Annotated in this window: 13 protein-coding genes; 9 read left to right on the top strand and 4 right to left on the bottom strand. The window is 43.9% G+C overall.

Features of this window, described 5'->3' with window-relative positions; translation table 11 throughout:
• Nucleotides 1–2: 2 nt before the first annotated feature.
• Both CWC16_RS03270 and CWC16_RS03265 read right to left on the bottom strand, forming a co-directional pair.
• Nucleotides 3–965, bottom strand: coding sequence for an aldo/keto reductase (locus CWC16_RS03270; RefSeq protein ID WP_138540487.1), 963 nt, complete (start codon nucleotides 963–965; stop codon nucleotides 3–5).
• 195 nt (nucleotides 966–1,160) lie between these two features.
• On the bottom strand, nucleotides 1,161–1,910 hold the full coding sequence (locus CWC16_RS03265) for a GntR family transcriptional regulator (protein ID WP_138540486.1): 750 nt from the start codon (nucleotides 1,908–1,910) through the stop codon (nucleotides 1,161–1,163).
• A 170-nt stretch (nucleotides 1,911–2,080) separates the two neighbouring features.
• Between CWC16_RS03265 and CWC16_RS03260 the strand changes: the two genes are divergently transcribed.
• The 9 genes from CWC16_RS03260 (at nucleotide 2,081) to CWC16_RS03220 (ending at nucleotide 14,975) form a co-directional block, all read left to right on the top strand.
• Nucleotides 2,081–2,848 (top strand): sulfite exporter TauE/SafE family protein, encoded by a 768-nt coding sequence (locus CWC16_RS03260; protein ID WP_249929180.1) that lies wholly within the window; start codon nucleotides 2,081–2,083, stop codon nucleotides 2,846–2,848.
• A gap of 143 nt (nucleotides 2,849–2,991) precedes the next feature.
• Nucleotides 2,992–5,052 carry a glycoside hydrolase family 31 protein gene (locus CWC16_RS03255; RefSeq protein ID WP_138540485.1) on the top strand — a complete coding sequence of 687 codons (2,061 nt, stop codon included), beginning with the start codon at nucleotides 2,992–2,994 and terminating at the stop codon, nucleotides 5,050–5,052.
• Nucleotides 5,053–5,155: 103 nt separating this feature from the next.
• Nucleotides 5,156–6,892, top strand: a complete 1,737-nt coding sequence (locus CWC16_RS03250) for a solute:sodium symporter family transporter (RefSeq protein ID WP_171037622.1) — start codon at nucleotides 5,156–5,158, stop codon at nucleotides 6,890–6,892.
• 212 nt (nucleotides 6,893–7,104) lie between these two features.
• Nucleotides 7,105–9,531 carry a TonB-dependent receptor gene (locus tag CWC16_RS03245; RefSeq protein ID WP_138540484.1) on the top strand — a complete coding sequence of 809 codons (2,427 nt, stop codon included), beginning with the start codon at nucleotides 7,105–7,107 and terminating at the stop codon, nucleotides 9,529–9,531.
• A gap of 211 nt (nucleotides 9,532–9,742) precedes the next feature.
• A complete protein-coding gene (locus CWC16_RS03240) occupies nucleotides 9,743–11,326 on the top strand; it encodes an alkaline phosphatase (RefSeq protein ID WP_138540483.1) in 1,584 nt (527 codons plus the stop codon).
• An 11-nt stretch (nucleotides 11,327–11,337) separates the two neighbouring features.
• Nucleotides 11,338–13,125, top strand: coding sequence for an alkaline phosphatase (locus CWC16_RS03235; protein ID WP_138540482.1), 1,788 nt, complete (start codon nucleotides 11,338–11,340; stop codon nucleotides 13,123–13,125).
• Between the two features lie 125 nt (nucleotides 13,126–13,250).
• Nucleotides 13,251–13,964 (top strand): hypothetical protein, encoded by a 714-nt coding sequence (locus CWC16_RS03230; protein ID WP_138540481.1) that lies wholly within the window; start codon nucleotides 13,251–13,253, stop codon nucleotides 13,962–13,964.
• Between the two features lie 332 nt (nucleotides 13,965–14,296).
• On the top strand, nucleotides 14,297–14,659 hold the full coding sequence (locus CWC16_RS03225) for a hypothetical protein (RefSeq protein WP_138540480.1): 363 nt from the start codon (nucleotides 14,297–14,299) through the stop codon (nucleotides 14,657–14,659).
• Nucleotides 14,660–14,663: 4 nt separating this feature from the next.
• On the top strand, nucleotides 14,664–14,975 hold the full coding sequence (locus CWC16_RS03220; protein ID WP_138540479.1) for a hypothetical protein: 312 nt from the start codon (nucleotides 14,664–14,666) through the stop codon (nucleotides 14,973–14,975).
• Nucleotides 14,976–15,049: 74 nt separating this feature from the next.
• Here CWC16_RS03220 and CWC16_RS03215 read toward each other — a convergent pair whose 3' ends face one another.
• Nucleotides 15,050–16,939, bottom strand: coding sequence for a monovalent cation:proton antiporter-2 (CPA2) family protein (locus CWC16_RS03215; RefSeq protein WP_138540478.1), 1,890 nt, complete (start codon nucleotides 16,937–16,939; stop codon nucleotides 15,050–15,052).
• 92 nt (nucleotides 16,940–17,031) lie between these two features.
• A complete protein-coding gene (locus tag CWC16_RS03210; protein WP_138540477.1) occupies nucleotides 17,032–17,925 on the bottom strand; it encodes a DUF4097 family beta strand repeat-containing protein in 894 nt (297 codons plus the stop codon).
• Between the last annotated feature and the right edge of the window lie 101 nt (nucleotides 17,926–18,026).

The raw sequence follows: 18,026 nt of genomic DNA, 5'->3' as shown, positions 1-18,026 counted from the left end.
TCCTAATCGTAAATAGGGTGAAAACGGTTAAAGGCAGCTTCACAAAAGTGCCCAGGGTCGTTAAAACGGCGGTTGCTATTAAGCGCAGAAATTTGCGCCATTTCTTGCTCGGTTAATTCGAAGTCGAACAGCGCGAGGTTTTCTTTCATGCGCTCAAACTTAGAGGTTTTTGGAATAATGGCGGTGCCACGTTGCACGCCCCAGCGCAGCACAACTTGTGCGGGGGTTTTGCCATGGTTTTGCGCCGCAGCTTTTACAACGCTTTGCTCAAGCACCGACTCAGTTTGATCGGCCATTTCAAGCTCAAGGTACGAAAGCGCACCCAGCGGTGAAAACGCCGTAACCGGAATATCATACTGTTTGGCAAGCCTTACTAGGCGCTCTTGCGTTAAATATGGGTGCGACTCAATTTGCAGCATCGCGGGTTTAATTGTGGCGTAGGTCATTAAATCGTGAATAAGTGCGCTTGAGTAGTTACACACACCAATGCGTTTTGCTTTGTTGTTATGTACTTGCTCTTCCATTGCTTGCCACGTTAAATGCAGTGGCACTTTTGCCAGCTCCATTTGTGGGTTTTGTGCATCTGGGTCTACAAACCATTCTGGCGGGTAGCGTGTTTCGATTGGTACAAACGTTTGCGCTATCGGAAAGTGAATTAAGTATAAGTCGAGGTAGTCGAGTTTTAAATCGCTCAAGGTTTTATCAATTGCTAGCTCTACATGCTCTGGCGCATGAAAGGTATTCCATAGTTTTGACGTAACCCATAATTCTTCACGGGTACAAAGTCCGTCGTTAATTGCTTGGGCTATGCCATCGCCAACTTGTTCTTCGTTGCCGTAGTCTGATGCGCAATCAAGGTGGCGGTAGCCTGCTTTAATAGCTTGGTACACTGTTTGCGCGCAATCTTCTTGTGCTACTTTCCATAAACCGAACCCGACTGGCGGGATGTTATTTAATGAACTCATTGGGAATTCCTGTTAAAATTGCATAATGACTTTGGTCTTGTATAAGACATAAGTTATTATACGAATCTAACAGTGTCAACACTATGTTAACGCGTAAGGAATAAATGAAAGGGGTTAAAAACCTACAGGCAGCAAAAAGGCAGCGTTTGCTGCCTTTAAAAAATATTTAATAAGTGTGCGCTAATTTGAACAGTATCAATCAAGTTCAATTTGGTAGTGGTAGTGATCGCTACGGCATTTGCTCAAACGGTATTCTATGCGTTTACCTTCGATTGATTCGGTAATGCGCGATACCAACAACAGTGGGTCACCGGCTTTAATAGCAAGTAGTTTAGCATCGGTTTCATCTGCTAAAACGGCTTTAATGCTGTCTTGGGTTTTATGTACGGTTTGGTTAAATTTGGTTTGGTAGTAATGATACAATGTATGCGGAATATCACTACTTTGATGTATATCAGGAAAGAAACTTTGCGGTAGGTATATAGTTTCGGTCATGCAAAATTCGTTATCGAGAATACGTCTGCGGACAAGCTTAGTGACTTTGTCTTTTTTACTAAGTTGCAGGGCATCGATTACATCTTTTGGTGCAGGACAAAGTTCAACCGACAATAGCTCGGCTTTAGGTAGGTCGGCGCCTTTGCCATCGGCCTGCAGCGGAAAAAACCTAAACAGGGCATCTTGCGCGGTGTGCTCAGATACAAACGTACCAACACCTTGGCGACGAGTAACTATTTTATCGTCGGTTAATAAATTAAGCGCTTTACGAACAGTGCCTTGGCTTACGTTAAATTCTTCAGCAAGGCGAAACTCGCTTGGTAATACTTCGCCAGGCACCCAGCGTCTTTCAACAATGAGCTGTTTAATATAATCAGCCACTTGTAAGTAAAGTGGTTGAAAAGCCAAGCTTGGGCCACTTAATTTGTGATCAAACATAGAGTTACTCATTGTTATTTACCATTAAATTTAATCCACCTGTATTTATATCATAGGTGAAAACTTTTGCGCAGCTTTGCGCAAGCTCAATTAATTGTGAACTATTGCCGTGTAGTTTGTTTTTACATTATGCCTAAAAACAAATCGTTACACTACAATAGCGCACATCTAGGATATTTAAAGTGCTCAGTATTTCGTTAGAACTCATCTTGCTTATGGCGTTGTGCCTAAGCCTAGCCACCATAATGCAAACGCTAAGCGGGTTTGGCTTTGGGTTGTTGGTGGTTGCAAGCTTTACGCTGCTAGATGTTTTACCGCTCACCGCGACTACATTTTTAGTCAGCTTATTAGGCTTGGTTAACTCAACCACTGTGGTGGTAAAAAACCGCAGTGCAGTAAAACTGCCCGAGCTTAAACTTATGTTGTATACCGGTATTCCGCTAATGCTGTTAGGTTTTATATTGCTTGAATATATGTCGGCGCATTTAACGCAATTTTTAAACTTTATTTTAGGTATTAGTATTTTGCTATGTTGTGGCTTAATGCTAATTGGCCGTGATAGAGCAAATAAACAAAGCGGGCGTGGCTCGTTTTTAATTGCCGGTGGCGTAAGTGGCTTGCTGGGCGGGCTGTTTTCAACGTCGGGGCCGCCGCTGGTGTTTCAGTGTTATAAACAAGCTTGGTCTATTGAGGCCATACGTAGCACCTTACTTGCGGTATTTACCATTGGTGGCTTAGTTCGTGTTGGTATTGCCTTATTTGGCACCTTACCCGAGCTCGACGTTATGTTTTTAATTGCGGGGGCAATACCGCTGGTGTTGTTGGTAACGCAATTTTCTCGCAAATTAACGCCTTACGTTGATGCAAAATGGATTCGTATAATAGCAATAACATTGCTTGGTTTAAGTGGTGTATCACTGGTGGCAACATCGGCACCGGGTATATTTTAAATCAAGGGCGTGTTGATCTTTGATGGTTGAATTTGCAGCAAGTAACGTAAATAAACTTACTTGAGTTTATTTACGTTGACATGGGGATTACAATTATTTAACTTGTGTCTTATACAAGACTAATAATTGGTTAAGGAACTCCCATGAATGCATTTGAATTACGTGAGCCAGACTGGAACGCAATAGATCCAGCACGCTTAACTGCAGAGCCTAAATTACAAGGCCATGTGCTAGTTTTACCGACCCAATTTGGCGAGGTTAGCGTTACCATAAGCCAGTTTGGTTTACGTTTAAATGCAGGCTCCACGCATGACGAGACGTTTAAAATATTAACCACCACCCCTTCTAACTTACCGCTATCACTTAATAAATTAGACCAAGGCTTTGCAGCCACCGCCGGTGAGTACCGCTTAGAATTTTACAGCGACCCGTTTCACTTTAAGCTTTATAAAAACGACAAGTTAGTACAGCAATCAGCAACCGATGGCCACTTTGTGCGCCAGCACCGTTTACCGCCACTGGCCAAAACCGATAACGGCTGGATTTTAAGCCTAGAGCTTAATTATGACGAAGCCGTTTACGGCCTTGGTGAAAAGTGGGGCAAGCTTGATAAGCGCGGCCAACTTATTCGCTCATACAACCATGATGCACTGGGTGTAAACGCCGAAAAATCATATAAAAATACGCCATACGCTTGGAGCCCTGAGGGCTGGAACTTATTTGTACACACGCCAGCGCCCGTTACACATGGCGTAGGTTACGCACTTTGGTCGCAACGTGCTTATGTGTGTTTAGTAGAAGACGACGCATTAGATGTATTTTTATACCAAGAGCAAACGCCTGCACAAAGCATTAATCGCTACTGCGAGCTAACTGGTTTTGCGCCGGTGCCACCACAGTGGAGCTTTGGTGTTATTTTATCAAAAGCATATTACAAAGACGCCGACGAGCTATTAAGTGTAGCCCGCGAAGTACGCGCTAAAAACATGCCGTGCGATGTAATAACTCTTGATGGCCGTGCATGGCAAGACACCGACACCCGCTTTGCCTTTGAATGGGATCCAACACGTTACGCCGACCCAAAACCTGTGCTTGATGAACTAAAAGCCATGGATTTTAAAATTTGTGTGTGGGAATACCCGATGATCTCGGTAAACAACCCATTATTTGCTAAAGCGGCCGAAAACGGTTGGCTAATAAAAGATAAACGCACAGGTAAAGCGTACCAATACGAGTGGGATTTAAGCCCCTTTGGTGAAGTACTTACGCCATTACCAGAGTCGGGTATTTTAGATTTTACTCACCCCGATGCTTACGAGTACTGGCTCGAGTCGCACAAGCCGTTGTTTGAGCTTGGCGTAGATATGATAAAAGCAGATTTTGGCGAACAGCTAGAAGACGAAAACATGGTATCGCACAGTGGCGACAGCGGCATTAGACTACACAATGTTTATAGCATGCTGTACAACCGCTGCGTTTATGAAGCCGCTGAAAAATACTGTAAAACAGGGCCATTTTTGTTTAGCCGATCTGCATGGACTGGCAGCCAACGATTCCCTGCACAATGGGGCGGCGACCCACAGGCCGATTGGCAAGGTTTAGCGGCGAGCATTCGCGGCAGCTTAGCGTGGGGCATGTCGGGCGGGCCATTTTTTGCAACCGATATTGGCGGTTTTTACAAAGACACCCGCGATGCAGAGCTTTATGTACGTTGGGCGCAAGCGTCGGTATTTAGTGCGCATATGCGCTTACATGGTATTGGCCCACGCGAACCCTGGTCATACACCGAGCAAGCAAGTGACGCCGTATTTGCAGCGCTTAAATTACGCTATCAGTTAATTCCGTACTTACAAGTGTGTGCAGAGCAAGCGCAGCAAACAGGGCTGCCTATTCAGCGTGCCATGGCACTGGCATTTCCTGATGAGGTGCTGGCACATCGTTTTGATCAGCAATTTATGTGCGGCGAAAAACTCCTTGTTGTGCCATGTGTAGTACCAAACGGTAAAGTTAAATTTTACTTACCGCAAGGGGAATGGCTGAGCTTTCCTGACGGGCAAACTTACGAGGGCGGTAAGTATTACGAAGAAACACTTGAGCTTACACAAATGGCCGTATTTGTTCGTAAAGGCGATACGCTCATGCTCGGCCCAGAGGTTCAACACACAGAGCAAGACATGAGCCAGCTAACAGCATGGCCAAAATAAAACTCGGTTAATAGCAAACACACACACAACACACGTAACACACACAATAATAAAGATATTAGCTTACTTTTTACCGAGTAAAGTAAGCTAAAAGGGGCGCAAGATGGAAGGTATGAACATTACCATGACACTGCTATCGTGCTTGGCGTTTATGGCGCTGGTAGGATATATCTCGTACCAAAAAACCAAAGGGGAAGTTAACACCCAAGACGGCTACTTTTTAGCGGGGCGTGGTTTAACAGGTACATTTATAGCGGGGTCAATGATCCTCACTAACTTATCGGCCGAGCAGCTTATTGGCCTCAATGGCTCAGCGTATGGTTACAACCTAAGTTCTATGGCGTGGGAAGTAACAGCCGGGGTATCAACCATTATAATGGCGCTGATCTTTTTACCGCGCTATTTAGCCGGCGCGTTTTCTACCTTGCCTGAATTTTTACGGGATCGTTTTGACGATACCGTACGCCGCATGACGGTGATCTTATTTATGGTAGGGTATTGTTTTATAACGATCCCTTCTGTTTTGTACTCAGGATCAATCGCTGTTCTTAGGTTATTTGATGTACCTACTTTATTAAACTTAAGCTACCAAGCAAGCTTAATTGTCACCATTATTATTGTGGGCTCTGTGGGCGCGATATACGCGGTATTTGGTGGTTTAAAGGCGGTTGCCGTATCAGATACCATTAACGGTGTTGGGCTATTAATTATTGGTATTTTAGTGCCAACACTTGGCCTTATTGCCCTTGGCGATGGTAACTTTGCCGATGGCTTAAGCACCCTAGTAAACACCGATACCGAAAAGCTCAACGCCATTGGTAGCAGTGAAGATCCCGTGCCATTTGGCACCATTTTTACCGGTATGATCCTCGCCAATTTATTTTACTGGGGCACCAATCAGTACGTGATCCAGCGTACTCTGGGCGCTAAAAACTTAGTAGAAGGCCAAAAGGGCGTGTTGTTTTCAGGGTACTTTAAAGTGCTAGTACCCTTTATGATGATGATCCCAGGCGTAATTGCGTATCATCTTTACAAACACGAAAGCTTACAAACCATAGATTTAGCTTACCCACATTTAGTTAAAGATGTACTGCCTCAGTACTTATCTGGGTTCTTTTTAGCGGTGCTACTAGGTGCGGTATTTAGCTCGTTTAATTCACTGTTAAATAGTGCTGCCACATTATTTTGTTTAGATGTTTACAAACCAATGAAAAAAGACCAAGTAAGCGACGAAAAGCTAATTAAAGTGGCTAAAACCACCAGTATTGTAATTGCTATATTATCGTTTATTACTGCGCCGTTACTGATGTTTGCCCCTGAAGGTTTGTGGCACATAATTCGTGTATTTACCGGATTTTACAACATTCCGGTTATCACAATTGTGTTAGTGGGTTTATTTACTCGTAAAGTGCCTGCACTGGGCGCTAAAGTGGCGATTGTATTTCATGTTATTGCCTACACTTTGCTTAAATTTGTGTGGGACGTAGACATTAACTTTATCCATATTTACGCCATATTATTTTTTATTGAGCTGGCCATTATGTTAGGTATTGGTTACTACAAACCCCTTGCCACCCCGTGGAAATTTACCCGCAAAGCCGAGGTAAACCTAAGCCCTTGGAAATACGCGCTGCCTTGCGCCATTGTACTGGTGAGCTTAATTGTAAGCCTGTACATACTGTTTTCTCCTCTTGGGCTTGTTGGTGGCACCAGCGTTTACTTTGTACCGAGCTTAGTTGCCGTTTGGACTAGCGCCTTTGTGCTTAGCTGGTGGAGCGTACGCCGGTGGCACAAACGCTACACAAGCAGCTTGGCGCATATTGGCTTAGAGCGAGCATAACGCGCCTTTATATTCTTTATACAAATTTTAAATCACATTTTATTCACATAATGTTTGCAATAAAGGATGAGTTTGTTTAAGTTTACATCTCTTATATAAGACATAAGAGATATGAGGAAAATAACTACAACACTCTGGCACCGCTTTTTAGCAACCCACACACTTGCTAGCGCGGTAATTTAACAGCACACACGCACAATTTGGAGAATGACATGAGAGCTAAAAAGTCCGTCTTAAGCTTGGCAGTCACGTTAGTAATGACAACGGGTTTAGCGCTAAGCCCGCAAGTACATGCGCAGCAAGAGCAAACTGAACAACAAGCAGAGCAAAACAATAGCGATAAGTTTGAAAAAATTGTTGTAACCTCACAAAAACGAACGCAAAGCCTAAACGAAGTACCGCTAGCGGTGTCTGTACTTAATAGTGATCAGATAGATTCGGCATTTGCTAATAACATGGAAGGCCTGCAGTCACTTGTGCCTTCGGTAAGTTTTAGAAAAGGCACAACAACGCGTAACTCAGCGCTAACGGTGCGTGGTATTGGTACTATTTCGTTTAGTATTGCCGCTGAACCAAGTGTAGCAACCGTGGTTGATGGCGTGGTGCTTGGCCGCTCTGGTCAAGCTTTTGCCGATTTATACGATGTATCTCGCATTGAAGTGCTGCGCGGCCCACAAGGTACTTTATTTGGTAAAAATGCCTCAGCGGGTGTGGTAAACATTACAACCAAAGACCCTTCGTACGATACAACCGGCAGCGTAGAAACTTCATTTTATCAAGATAACGAATACCGCTTTAAAGGTGTGGTAAGTGGCGGTTTAACCGATGATTTAGCAGCAAGCCTAACCGTATTTAAAGGTAAGTTCGATGGCTACATTGATAACGTTTACAACAATGAAAAAGTAAACGGCTACGACCGTGAAGGTGCACGTGCTGTATTTAAATACGAGCCAAGCGATGATTTAAACGTTAAATTTATTGCCGAATTTTATAACGCCGACGACGACTGTTGTGCCGATTTAGAAGCCCTACCAAGTGGCCGTAACCCAGATTCGCAAGCTGCGCCTAACAGCAACGGCATTGTTGATGGTGTTGCCGATATAGACCTAGACCAGCGCAATGTGGATCACGACTATGAGTCGCGCACGATTGACGAACACAGCGCGTTTTCGGTACAGGTTGATAAAACCATTGGCGACTACACGTATACGTCAATTACAGCACAGCGCTCGTGGGATAACACCGAATACCGCGAAGGTGACTTTACCTCGATTGCTGGCGACAGTAACGAGCCAGTATTTGGCGCGCCCTTTCAATTACACGACTTAGGTGCACAGCAGTGGGATCAGTTTTCGCAAGAATTTAGAGTGACCTCTAACCTAGCAGGCCCGTTTAACTATGTGGCTGGTTTATTTTACTGGAACATGGACTCGCAACGTAACTTTACCCGTGACGCGAGTTGTCAAAATAACGCAGGCCAGCTAGACGCTGCCATGGCGTATTACGCACAAAATAACTTAACCGGTGCAGAGCTTGATGCTGCATTGGCCGATTTAGACACTTACACGCAAAGCCTAGGTGTAAGCTGTAATGCTAACGATATTGTATCGGCCACCGCGTATATGAGCACCGAGTTTAACAATTGGGCAGCCTTTGCTGATGGTACTTACGATTTATCTGAAGATTTACGCGTACTGTTTGGTATTCGCTACACCGACGATGAAGTGTCGTACACACACCGCCGTATCAGCAACGACGAATTTGGTCGCACCGGTGTAGGTGTACGCTCAGCTGCACTAAATACTGATGAATCAGGCAGTGCAGAAGAAACCAACGTGTCGGGTCGTTTAGGTATGCAATACGATTTAGGCGATGGCCAAATGGTTTACGGTACTTACTCGCAAGGCTACAAAGGCCCTGGTTTTAACGTGTACTATAACTTTAACCCTGATAACGATAGCCGCGAAATTGCACCAGAGGAGTCAGATGCGTACGAGCTTGGCTATAAATACGCAAGCCGCGACTTTGTATTTAACTTTGCTGTATTTAGAACCGAAATTGAAGGCTTTCAAGCCAATAACTTTGACTGTTCAGACGGTACCTGTATTACCCGCTTAACCAATGCCGGTGATGTAAGCACGCAAGGTGCTGAGGTTGACTTTATGTGGGCGGCTACCGACTCACTTACTTTAACCGGGGGTATTGCGTACATTCAGGCTGAAATTGACGAATTTAATTGTCCGGCAGAAGTAGCTGAGGGTTCATGTACTGATCGCTCTGGCTTAGATGTGCCTTTTTCGCCAGATTTAAAATACTCACTAAGTGCTGATTACTTTATTGAAACAGAGCACGACTTTAATATTCACATTAACGGCTCTTACATTTACACCGACGAGCAATATTCAGACCTACCAAATAATGTAGGCGAGTTTAACCCCGCGGCGTTACTACCTGATTACGGTATTTTAAATGCCAGTGTAGGTTTATCGTTTAAAGATGATGCATTTAGAGTATCGCTTATTGCTAAAAACTTAACCGACGAAAGTTACGCAACAACCTACAGTGGCGACAACTTCCGTTATCAAATCCCACGTGATGCCGAGCGCTACTTTGGCGTATCGTTTAAGGCGCATTTTTAATGTTATAAATTTATCCCTGTGTAAATTGTGCTAAGCGCAGCGTTTTTAAACGCTGCGCTTTTTTGTGTCTTATTTTTGTAATGCTTTAGTCATGTTTTTTTCATTAAAAGTACGCTTAGAGGTCACATCTATTTTCTATAGTGCTGCGGTTACTAATTTGAGGCAGACGCTTCAAGCAAAAACAACCACTACACTATGGGAATAATAAAGGATGAAAATTAAAAAAATTGCTGCGGCAGTTGGCTTAACGCTTATGTTAAGTACAGCGAGCCATGCCAATGTATTACCACAAAGCCAAACAGGTAGTAGCTGGTATACCAATGCTCAAACCACGTTAGCTGTTAAAACGGCTCAAGCACAAAGTGAAAACACAACAAAAGCTAAAAACGTTATTCTGTTTGTAGGCGACGGCATGGGTATATCTACCCTTACCGCAGCACGTATTTTACAAGGTCAGCGCGCGGGTGAGCTAGGTGAAGAAGGTTATTTAAGCTTTGAAGAGTTTCCGTACTCGGCGCAGGTAAAAACATATAACGTAGATGCGCAAACCCCCGATTCCGCAGGCACCATGACCGCGATGATCTCAGGGGTTAAAACCGATGTAGGCGTCATTGGTGTAGACGAAGACATAGAGCGCGGTGTGTGTTCAACAGTTGCGGGCAATGAGCTTTTAACGGCCACTGAGCTTGCTGAAATTAAAGGCCTAGCAACGGGTATTGTTTCAACGGCGCGCATTACTCATGCAACACCTGCGGCAACGTATGCTAGATCGGCAGACCGTAACTGGGAAGATATCTCAGACATGCCAGAAACCGAAACTGCCTGTGAAGATATTGCCTCGCAGCTGGTAAATTTTGAAAAAAACCTAGAAGCCCGTTTTGTAGGTACCAATGTTGACGGCCTTGACGTTGTAATGGGTGGCGGACGTCGTCACTTTTTACCAAAAGATGCTGCCGCTAACTCAGCGGATGCAGTAAGTGAGGTAGAAGGGGATCGTACAGATGAGCGTAACCTAGTGGCTGAGTGGCAAACACAATACCCACAAGGTACGTATGTTATGGACCAAGCAGGCTTTGATGCCATTGCTGACGACGCTACTAAAGTGTTTGGGTTATTTAACGAATCTCACATGCAATACGAAGCCGACCGCGCAAACGATGTAGCGGGTGAGCCTTCATTAAGTGAAATGACCAGCAAAGCAATTGACGTATTAGGTAAAAACGAAAATGGTTTTTTCTTAACGGTTGAGTCGGGCCGTATTGACCACGCACACCACGCGGGCAATGCTTATAACGCACTTAACGACACCATAGAATTTGCAAAAGCAGTACAAGCTGCGGTAGATAACACCAACCCAGAAGAAACCCTTATTTTAGTCACCGCCGATCACAGCCACGTGTTTACGATTGCTGGCTACCCTAAACGCGGTAACCCAATTTTAGGCCAAGTAGTTGCCGTTGGCGAAACCACACCAAGCCTTGCTGCCGACGACATGCCTTACACCACAGTAGGTTATGCAAATGGCTTAGGGTTTAGAAACTTAGTTGATGAAACAGATGCCGATGCTGCTTATTTAACTGGCCCAGTTGCTGGACGTGTTGAGCTTACAGGCGTTGATACTACTACACCTGGTTTTCATCAAGAAACTACAGTACCCCTTGGCTCAGAAACCCATGCTGGTGAAGATATTTCGCTGCATGCAAAAGGCCCAGGTGCACAGCTAGCTCAAGGCGTAATTGAGCAAAATGTAGTATTTCACTTAATTGATCAAGCTCTTGAACTAACTCAGCAATAATGGCGGCTAACATGAACAAATTAACAGCACTTTCTTTAGCAGTAATGGTCGCGCTTGCAGGTTGCAGTGACAACGACAAAGACGAAAATAATATACTCGCGGTAGATAACACCATTGCCGTAGGCTCTGAGCAATGTGTTAATGGCGGAGTAGAAACTCAAACCGGCGTAGATACAAACGGCGACGGCGTGCTAGATAGCGACGAAGTTAGCTCTTCTAACTTAGTGTGTAACGCACCAGCTACCTCACTTACCAGCGAGCAACTTGAATCACTCACCAGTAATACATGGTTTAGCGGCGCACAAGCACAGCTTGAAAAAACACAGCAAGCAAATGCAAGTGTAGTTACAGAGTCGGGTAAAGCTAAAAACGTTATTTTATTTGTAGGCGACGGCATGGGTATTTCTACCGTAACGGCTGCACGTATTTTAGCAGGCCAGCTTGAAGGCGGTTTAGGTGAAGACTACCAGCTAAGCTTTGAAACCTTGCCCTACTCAGGTTTTGTTAAAACCTACAACGTAGATGCTCAAACACCGGATTCGGCTGGCACTATGACGGCAATGGTGTCGGGTGTTAAAACCGATGTGGGTGTCATTGGTGTAGATGAAGACATTGAACGCGGTGACTGTTCAACCGCCCAAGGTAATGAGCTAGTTACCTCACTAGAACTTGCAGAAATAGCCGGTAAAGCAACCGGCCTTATTTCAACGGCGCGTATTACCCATGCAACGCCTGCAGCAACGTATGCTAAATCGGCTGACCGTAACTGGGAAGATATTTCAGATATGCCAGCAGGTTCAGAAGCCTGTGAAGATATTGCATCGCAACTGGTAAACTTTGAAGCCAATCTAGAAGCGCGTTTTGCCGGTATTGATGTAGATGGCATAGACGTAGTAATGGGCGGCGGCCGTCGTCACTTTTTACCTAAAGATGCAGCAGCAAACTCAGCCGATGCAGTCAGTGCGGTAGAAGGCGACCGTACTGATGGCCGCAACCTAGTAACCGAGTGGCAAACAACTTATCCAAGTGGCACTTACGTTATGGACCAAACTGGTTTTGATGCAATCAGCGATGATGCCACTAAAATATTTGGTTTATTTAACGAGTCGCACATGCAATACGAAGCCGACCGCGCAAACGATGTAGCAGGCGAGCCTTCGCTTTCGCAAATGACCGAAAAAGCAATTAACGTGCTTGATAACAACGATAATGGCTTTTTCTTATCGGTAGAAGCAGGGCGTATTGACCACGCGCACCATGCGGGTAACGCATTTAATGCCTTAAACGATACTGTTGAGCTGGCTAAAGCGGTAAAAGTGGCAATGGAAAATACTAATCCAGAAGAAACGCTAATAGTTGTAACTGCTGATCACAGTCACGTATTTACCATTGCAGGTTACCCTAAACGTGGCAACCCAATACTAGGTAAAGTGGTGGCCGTGGGCGAAACCGAGCCAAGTCTTGCCGCCGACGATATGCCATACACAACGGTTGGTTATACCAATGGGTTAGGCTACAGAGATTTAGGCGATGAAACTAATGCCGATGCGGGTTATGCATTTGCACCTGTTACTGGGCGTGTAGATTTATCAGACGTTGATACAACTGCACCGGGCTTTCACCAAGAGGCACTTGTACCACTTGGCTCAGAAACTCACGCAGGTGAAGATGTGGGCGTATACGCAATGGGTCCAGGCGCTCATTTAGTAACAGGCACTAATGAGCAAAGCTTTTTATTCCATGTAATGGACTTTGCGGCTGATTTAGTTAAAACAGCCGACGAAAAAGTAACGCAGTAAGCCGCTAACTTGTATGTTTAAAAACAACTCGTACCGTGTGCGAGTTGTTTTTTTATGTCATAAAAATGCCATTGTAAGTCGTTATTGTATAGCTATTACAGTGATGTTTAAAAAGAGAAAATTTAATGAAACTCGCATTATTTTTAATGGCAACACTTGCCAGTACCAGCACGTTAGCGCAGCAATGTAATATTGATAGCGCACATTTAAAAGCCGACTATAAAATTACGAATACTCATAACCATGAGCAAAGCACACAGTCACTAACGCTTTGGCGCAATAGCTCGCAAGTAGCGCATCAACGTGAGGTTATTACCGAGCTTTGGCAGCATTTAGCTAACAAACAAATTCGCCCAATTCGTTATTTTAATGCTGAGCAACGCGGTATTGAGTATCAGCCATCTGAGGTGCGTGGCATACAAAATTGGAGTGCTAAAAACCAGCTGGTGGATGCGCATTTAATCGAAAAAATGACCCTTTTAAACACCCAAGGCACAGGCTGCGATGAAGTAAAAAACTACGTACTTAATGAGGGTAACAACCAATTTAAACTCGCTTTATTTACTAAATCAAACTTGGTTAAAAGCTTTAGCGTAACGAATAATAAAAGCCACACTCACACTGAGCTTAACCTAAATGATGTAAGCAGCAATAAAGCAGAAATAACCGCACAGTTTGCCAAGTGGGATCGCTTTCAAACCACCGACTACGCCGACATAGGCGATAACGAAAACGACCCGTTTTTAGCAAAAATGATCAACCTTGGTTTTATAGAACACAGCGCAACGGGGTTTTATAACCAGCAAGGTAAAGCGATTCAAGGCGGGCATCATCACTAGGTTTTAGTGTTTTTAAATGTAGTAGCTCACAGCTGAAAGAGTGACAGGTTATGAGCTACTTAATAGGTTAATAAAGTCACAACCATCAAAACACTGTCAGGCTGCTTTCTCTTACCTCTAAAGTAACTCTCGATTTTCAACATATTTATAGTTGGTAATAATTTATACTATTTGATACTAATACAGCTTCATAGAAATGCTTTATAAAACTAAATGATAGAGCACTTAAATTTATTCATTAGTTTTTTATACAAAGGCATTAATGCCTCTTTGAGTAATTTACCATGAACACATTTAGCCAGAAGACACGAAAAAACATACAGGCTTGTTGTATGGCTCCATTTGTAGTTTTTCCTGCACTATTGGTGGCATTTCTAATTTTATATAGTTATTCGCTTGCTACTGGTTACGTGGTCTCTACAACTGGCTTTGAAGCTTGGATTATAATGACTTTTGTTGGCTGGCTTTTAGCTGCATTTTTAACTCTTTTTTATGGTTTGCCGATAGCTTTGTTGCTTCAACATTTTAATAAATTCAAACTTCGTTTTTTACTCCCTTTAAGTTTAGTTCCCACGTTCATAGTATTGTTAACCAGTAAATCAGAGCTTGGGGTGCTATTTATCTATGCTTATAGTTCAGCTATTGTGGCTGTGGCCTACTGGTTTATATTCACGAGGAAAAAGTGTGGAGAATAAAATAATGAAAAAAGTGAATGTGCCGGTAGATTGGGTTGAAAATTCAAACCCCGTTCAGCCTGGCCTATATTTTGTTGCATCTAGATATAATACGACAGGGTTCGGCTCTTACGACTACCTTAACTGGGATGGTGAAAAGTGGCTTAAAGCTGACTCAATAAAAGTTGTTGGTTGGGTTTCCCTTGGGGATTTTTTAGGCTTAATAGATGCTGGTTGGCCTATGGGTGATGAGCAAGATAAAGAGCTTGAAGAGTTGAGCAATAAAAATAAAGAAAAATTCAAAGGAGACGAAGGTGGATTCGTTGAAGTTGAGTAACATACAAAATTAATTATTCAGAAGTTTTGCCTCTGAACGAGGCAAAACCAATATCTCTAATAATTCAAAACCAACTATTCAATATGAGCAGCATCAGCCTTTTTAGGCCTATCAGCTAGCTCTGTTAGGCCATCTTCGCAATCGCCGCTGTCGCAGGTATTTAAATCGCTTTGTGCCTGCTTATCTTGTTGCAGAACTTGTTTTAAATCTTCCATACGTTGGCGCACGGCTACGCCGTAGCTGGCGTCGTCGCCCCACAGTTCGGCAAGTTGCACAACGGCAGCGCGGTCGTGGTCTCTAAATAGTTTTCCGGCGCGCTCGGCATCTTGTTTATTGTTACCTAACAGCTCAAGTGCCTCTACTGCAAGGTTAATGGCGGAGTCGACAGTTTCGCGGTTAAAGGCATCTACTTTTAAATTAAGCATTTGATACGCATGGCGGCGGTCTATTGCGCGGGCAACAATTTTAAGCTGCGGGTAGTTTTTACGCGCGAGCTTAATTATTTGTATGGTTTTATCTGGGTCGTCTATTGCTACTACTAGCATTTGTGCGGTGTGTGCGCCTGCGGCTTCAAGCAGTTCTTGGCGGGCGGCATCACCATAAAATACGGTATTACCAAAGCGCCGTAGGAGTTCTATTTGGCTTGGGCTGTGATCAAGTACGGTAATGTCGTAGCCTTGGGCGTGTAATAAACGCCCCATAATTTGCCCAAAACGACCGTAGCCCGCAATAATTACGTGTTTTGCTGTGCTAATTTGCTCAGGCTTATCAAACTCAGGCTGAGCACTGCTGCTGCGTTTTTGTATTTGCTCGTACACCATTAATAGCAGCGGGGCAATGAGCATTGAAACAGCGACCACTAAGGTCACTAACCCTGTTTGCTCTGGTGTTAAAATGCTTAATGTGGTGGTCACGCTTAGCAGTACAAAGGCAAATTCGCCGCCTTGCGCCAGCGCTAAGGCAAACAGTAAACGCTGCTTTTTACTAATATTAAAGGTAATGGCAAGGGCAAATAAAATGCAGGCTTTTACCACAATGAGTAGGGCAACGAGCGCGATCACAGTAGTAAATTCATCAGCTAATAATTCAAAGTTTATTGATGCGCCCACGGTGATAAAAAACAGCCCTAACAGTAGGCCTTTAAAGGGTTCTATATCGGCTTCGAGCTCGTGTCTGAATTCGCTTTCGGCAAGCACTACACCGGCTAAAAATGTACCGAGCGCCGGAGATAAACCAATACTTTGCATCACTAGCGCTATGGCCACTACTAAAAACAGTGCAAAAATAGTAAATATTTCGCGCATGTGGGTTTGTGCAATGTATCTAAATAGTGGCGCTGAGACATATTTACCGCCAGCAATAATAGCGGCAATAACCGCTACCGATACGCCTACTTGCTGCCATACCGGCCAGCCTGCAATAATAGAGTCACTAATTTCTTTTGAGCTACTTTGCGGTGCAAAAGCCAGTAGTGGCAGGAGCGCTAAAATAGGAATAATGGCGATGTCTTGAAACAGCAAAACCGAAAACGCGTTTTGCCCGGCTTCTTGCTTTAACCAGCCTTTTTCTTCAAGGCTTTGCAGCACAATAGCGGTAGATGAGAGCGCCAGCATTAACCCTATAGCGAGGGCTGTTTGCCAATGCATGGTAAAAAACCAATAACAAAATGCAAAAATAGCTGCGGCGGTTAGTACCACTTGTAAGCCGCCAAGTCCTAATATTGAATGGCGAAGCTTCCATAAACGCGAGGGTTGTAGCTCAAGGCCGACCAAAAATAGCATCATCACTACGCCAAATTCGGCAAAATGCATTACATCGGTTTGATCGCCCACCACACCTAAGGCATAGGGGCCAATAAGTATGCCCGCAATCAAATAACCAAGTACCGAGCCAAGCCCAACACGCTTGGCAATAGGTACAGCCACTATGGCCGCCGCTAAGTAAATTAAAGCTATTTCTAACACGCGTATGTCCTAAGACCCTAATAACATCAAGGCTTTTAGCATGGCTTAGTCGCTTTTAAAATACAATGGGCCATGTGGCTGAAAATGCTAAATTAATCGGCTACTTTTACTGGGCCGCTAATGTTATCAATACTGACATCGCCTGAACCCGATTCGGTAATGGTAAGCCCTTTAGCATGGTTTACACGAATATTGCCCGATCCATCTTCAATGGTTACGCTTGCTTGCACGTGCTCGATAACTAAATCGCCTGAGTTGTCGTCTACATCAACTGCACCATTAATATTATTAATAGCCATACTGCCTGAGCCGTCTTCAATATTTAACGAGCCGCGCACATTGCTAATGTGCATATCGCCCGAACCATCATCAACGATCGCATTACCGTTTACGTTATTAATATTTACGCTGCCAGAGCCGTCGGTAAGTTCTAAGTTACCAGTGATGTTTTCAAGGATTATATCGCCTGAGCCATCTTCAATGGTGAGGTTTTTAGCGCTGTTTATAGATAAACTGCCAGAGCCATCTTCTACGTTAATGTTATTTTGCATTGCGCTTATAACAATGTCGCCAGAGCCATCATCAATATCGAGCATTAAATTATTTGGCACGGTTACAACTACATCTATATGTGGAGATTGGCCGCTGTAAAAACGCATACCGCTGGCAGTATTATTGTTAGCAACTAAAGTAGCTTGCTTGCCATTTTGCTCAAGGGTAAGCGTGTATTCGTCTTCAATGTCGGCTGTGTAAATTGTGGCATCAACATTTATGCTGGTGGCATTAGGTGAGCCTTTAATTTCAAGAGAGCCTGCACCGCTCAATATATTTAAGTATTCTAAATTATTGCTAGGCAGTGAAAGCTGTTGAGTTTGCTTTACTGAGGCAACGCTTGGCGATATATGAAACACACAACCGCTTAATAATAAAATGCCGCCAATAAGTGAAAGTGGTTTTGTAATGTTAGATACAGTTGATGAGCTCATGTTTAGTCCTTTGTGTTTGTTATTTATGCTTGTTTTGTGTAAGCATAGTAGAGCAAAAACGAGACCAACTGTAAGTTATTGATTTTATTGGTATGACAGGT

Source organism: Pseudoalteromonas sp. S3776, from assembly GCF_005886915.1.
Lineage (GTDB): Bacteria > Pseudomonadota > Gammaproteobacteria > Enterobacterales > Alteromonadaceae > Pseudoalteromonas.
The sequence above is the reverse complement of the archived record's forward strand: the minus strand, read 5'-3'. Positions and strand labels throughout refer to the sequence as shown.

What these genes read in the sequence shown, in the direction of transcription:
- CWC16_RS03230 (WP_138540481.1), top strand. Translation starts at nt 13,251, where the DNA reads ATGAAACTCGCATTATTTTTAATGGCAACACTTGCCAGTACCAGCACG.
- CWC16_RS03265 (WP_138540486.1), bottom strand. Translation starts at nt 1,910, where the DNA reads ATGAGTAACTCTATGTTTGATCACAAATTAAGTGGCCCAAGCTTGGCT.
- CWC16_RS03225 (WP_138540480.1), top strand. Translation starts at nt 14,297, where the DNA reads ATGGCTCCATTTGTAGTTTTTCCTGCACTATTGGTGGCATTTCTAATT.
- CWC16_RS03220 (WP_138540479.1), top strand. Translation starts at nt 14,664, where the DNA reads ATGAAAAAAGTGAATGTGCCGGTAGATTGGGTTGAAAATTCAAACCCC.
- CWC16_RS03255 (WP_138540485.1), top strand. Translation starts at nt 2,992, where the DNA reads ATGAATGCATTTGAATTACGTGAGCCAGACTGGAACGCAATAGATCCA.
- CWC16_RS03270 (WP_138540487.1), bottom strand. Translation starts at nt 965, where the DNA reads ATGAGTTCATTAAATAACATCCCGCCAGTCGGGTTCGGTTTATGGAAA.
- CWC16_RS03245 (WP_138540484.1), top strand. Translation starts at nt 7,105, where the DNA reads ATGAGAGCTAAAAAGTCCGTCTTAAGCTTGGCAGTCACGTTAGTAATG.
- CWC16_RS03210 (WP_138540477.1), bottom strand. Translation starts at nt 17,925, where the DNA reads ATGAGCTCATCAACTGTATCTAACATTACAAAACCACTTTCACTTATT.
- CWC16_RS03240 (WP_138540483.1), top strand. Translation starts at nt 9,743, where the DNA reads ATGAAAATTAAAAAAATTGCTGCGGCAGTTGGCTTAACGCTTATGTTA.
- CWC16_RS03235 (WP_138540482.1), top strand. Translation starts at nt 11,338, where the DNA reads ATGAACAAATTAACAGCACTTTCTTTAGCAGTAATGGTCGCGCTTGCA.
- CWC16_RS03250 (WP_171037622.1), top strand. Translation starts at nt 5,156, where the DNA reads ATGGAAGGTATGAACATTACCATGACACTGCTATCGTGCTTGGCGTTT.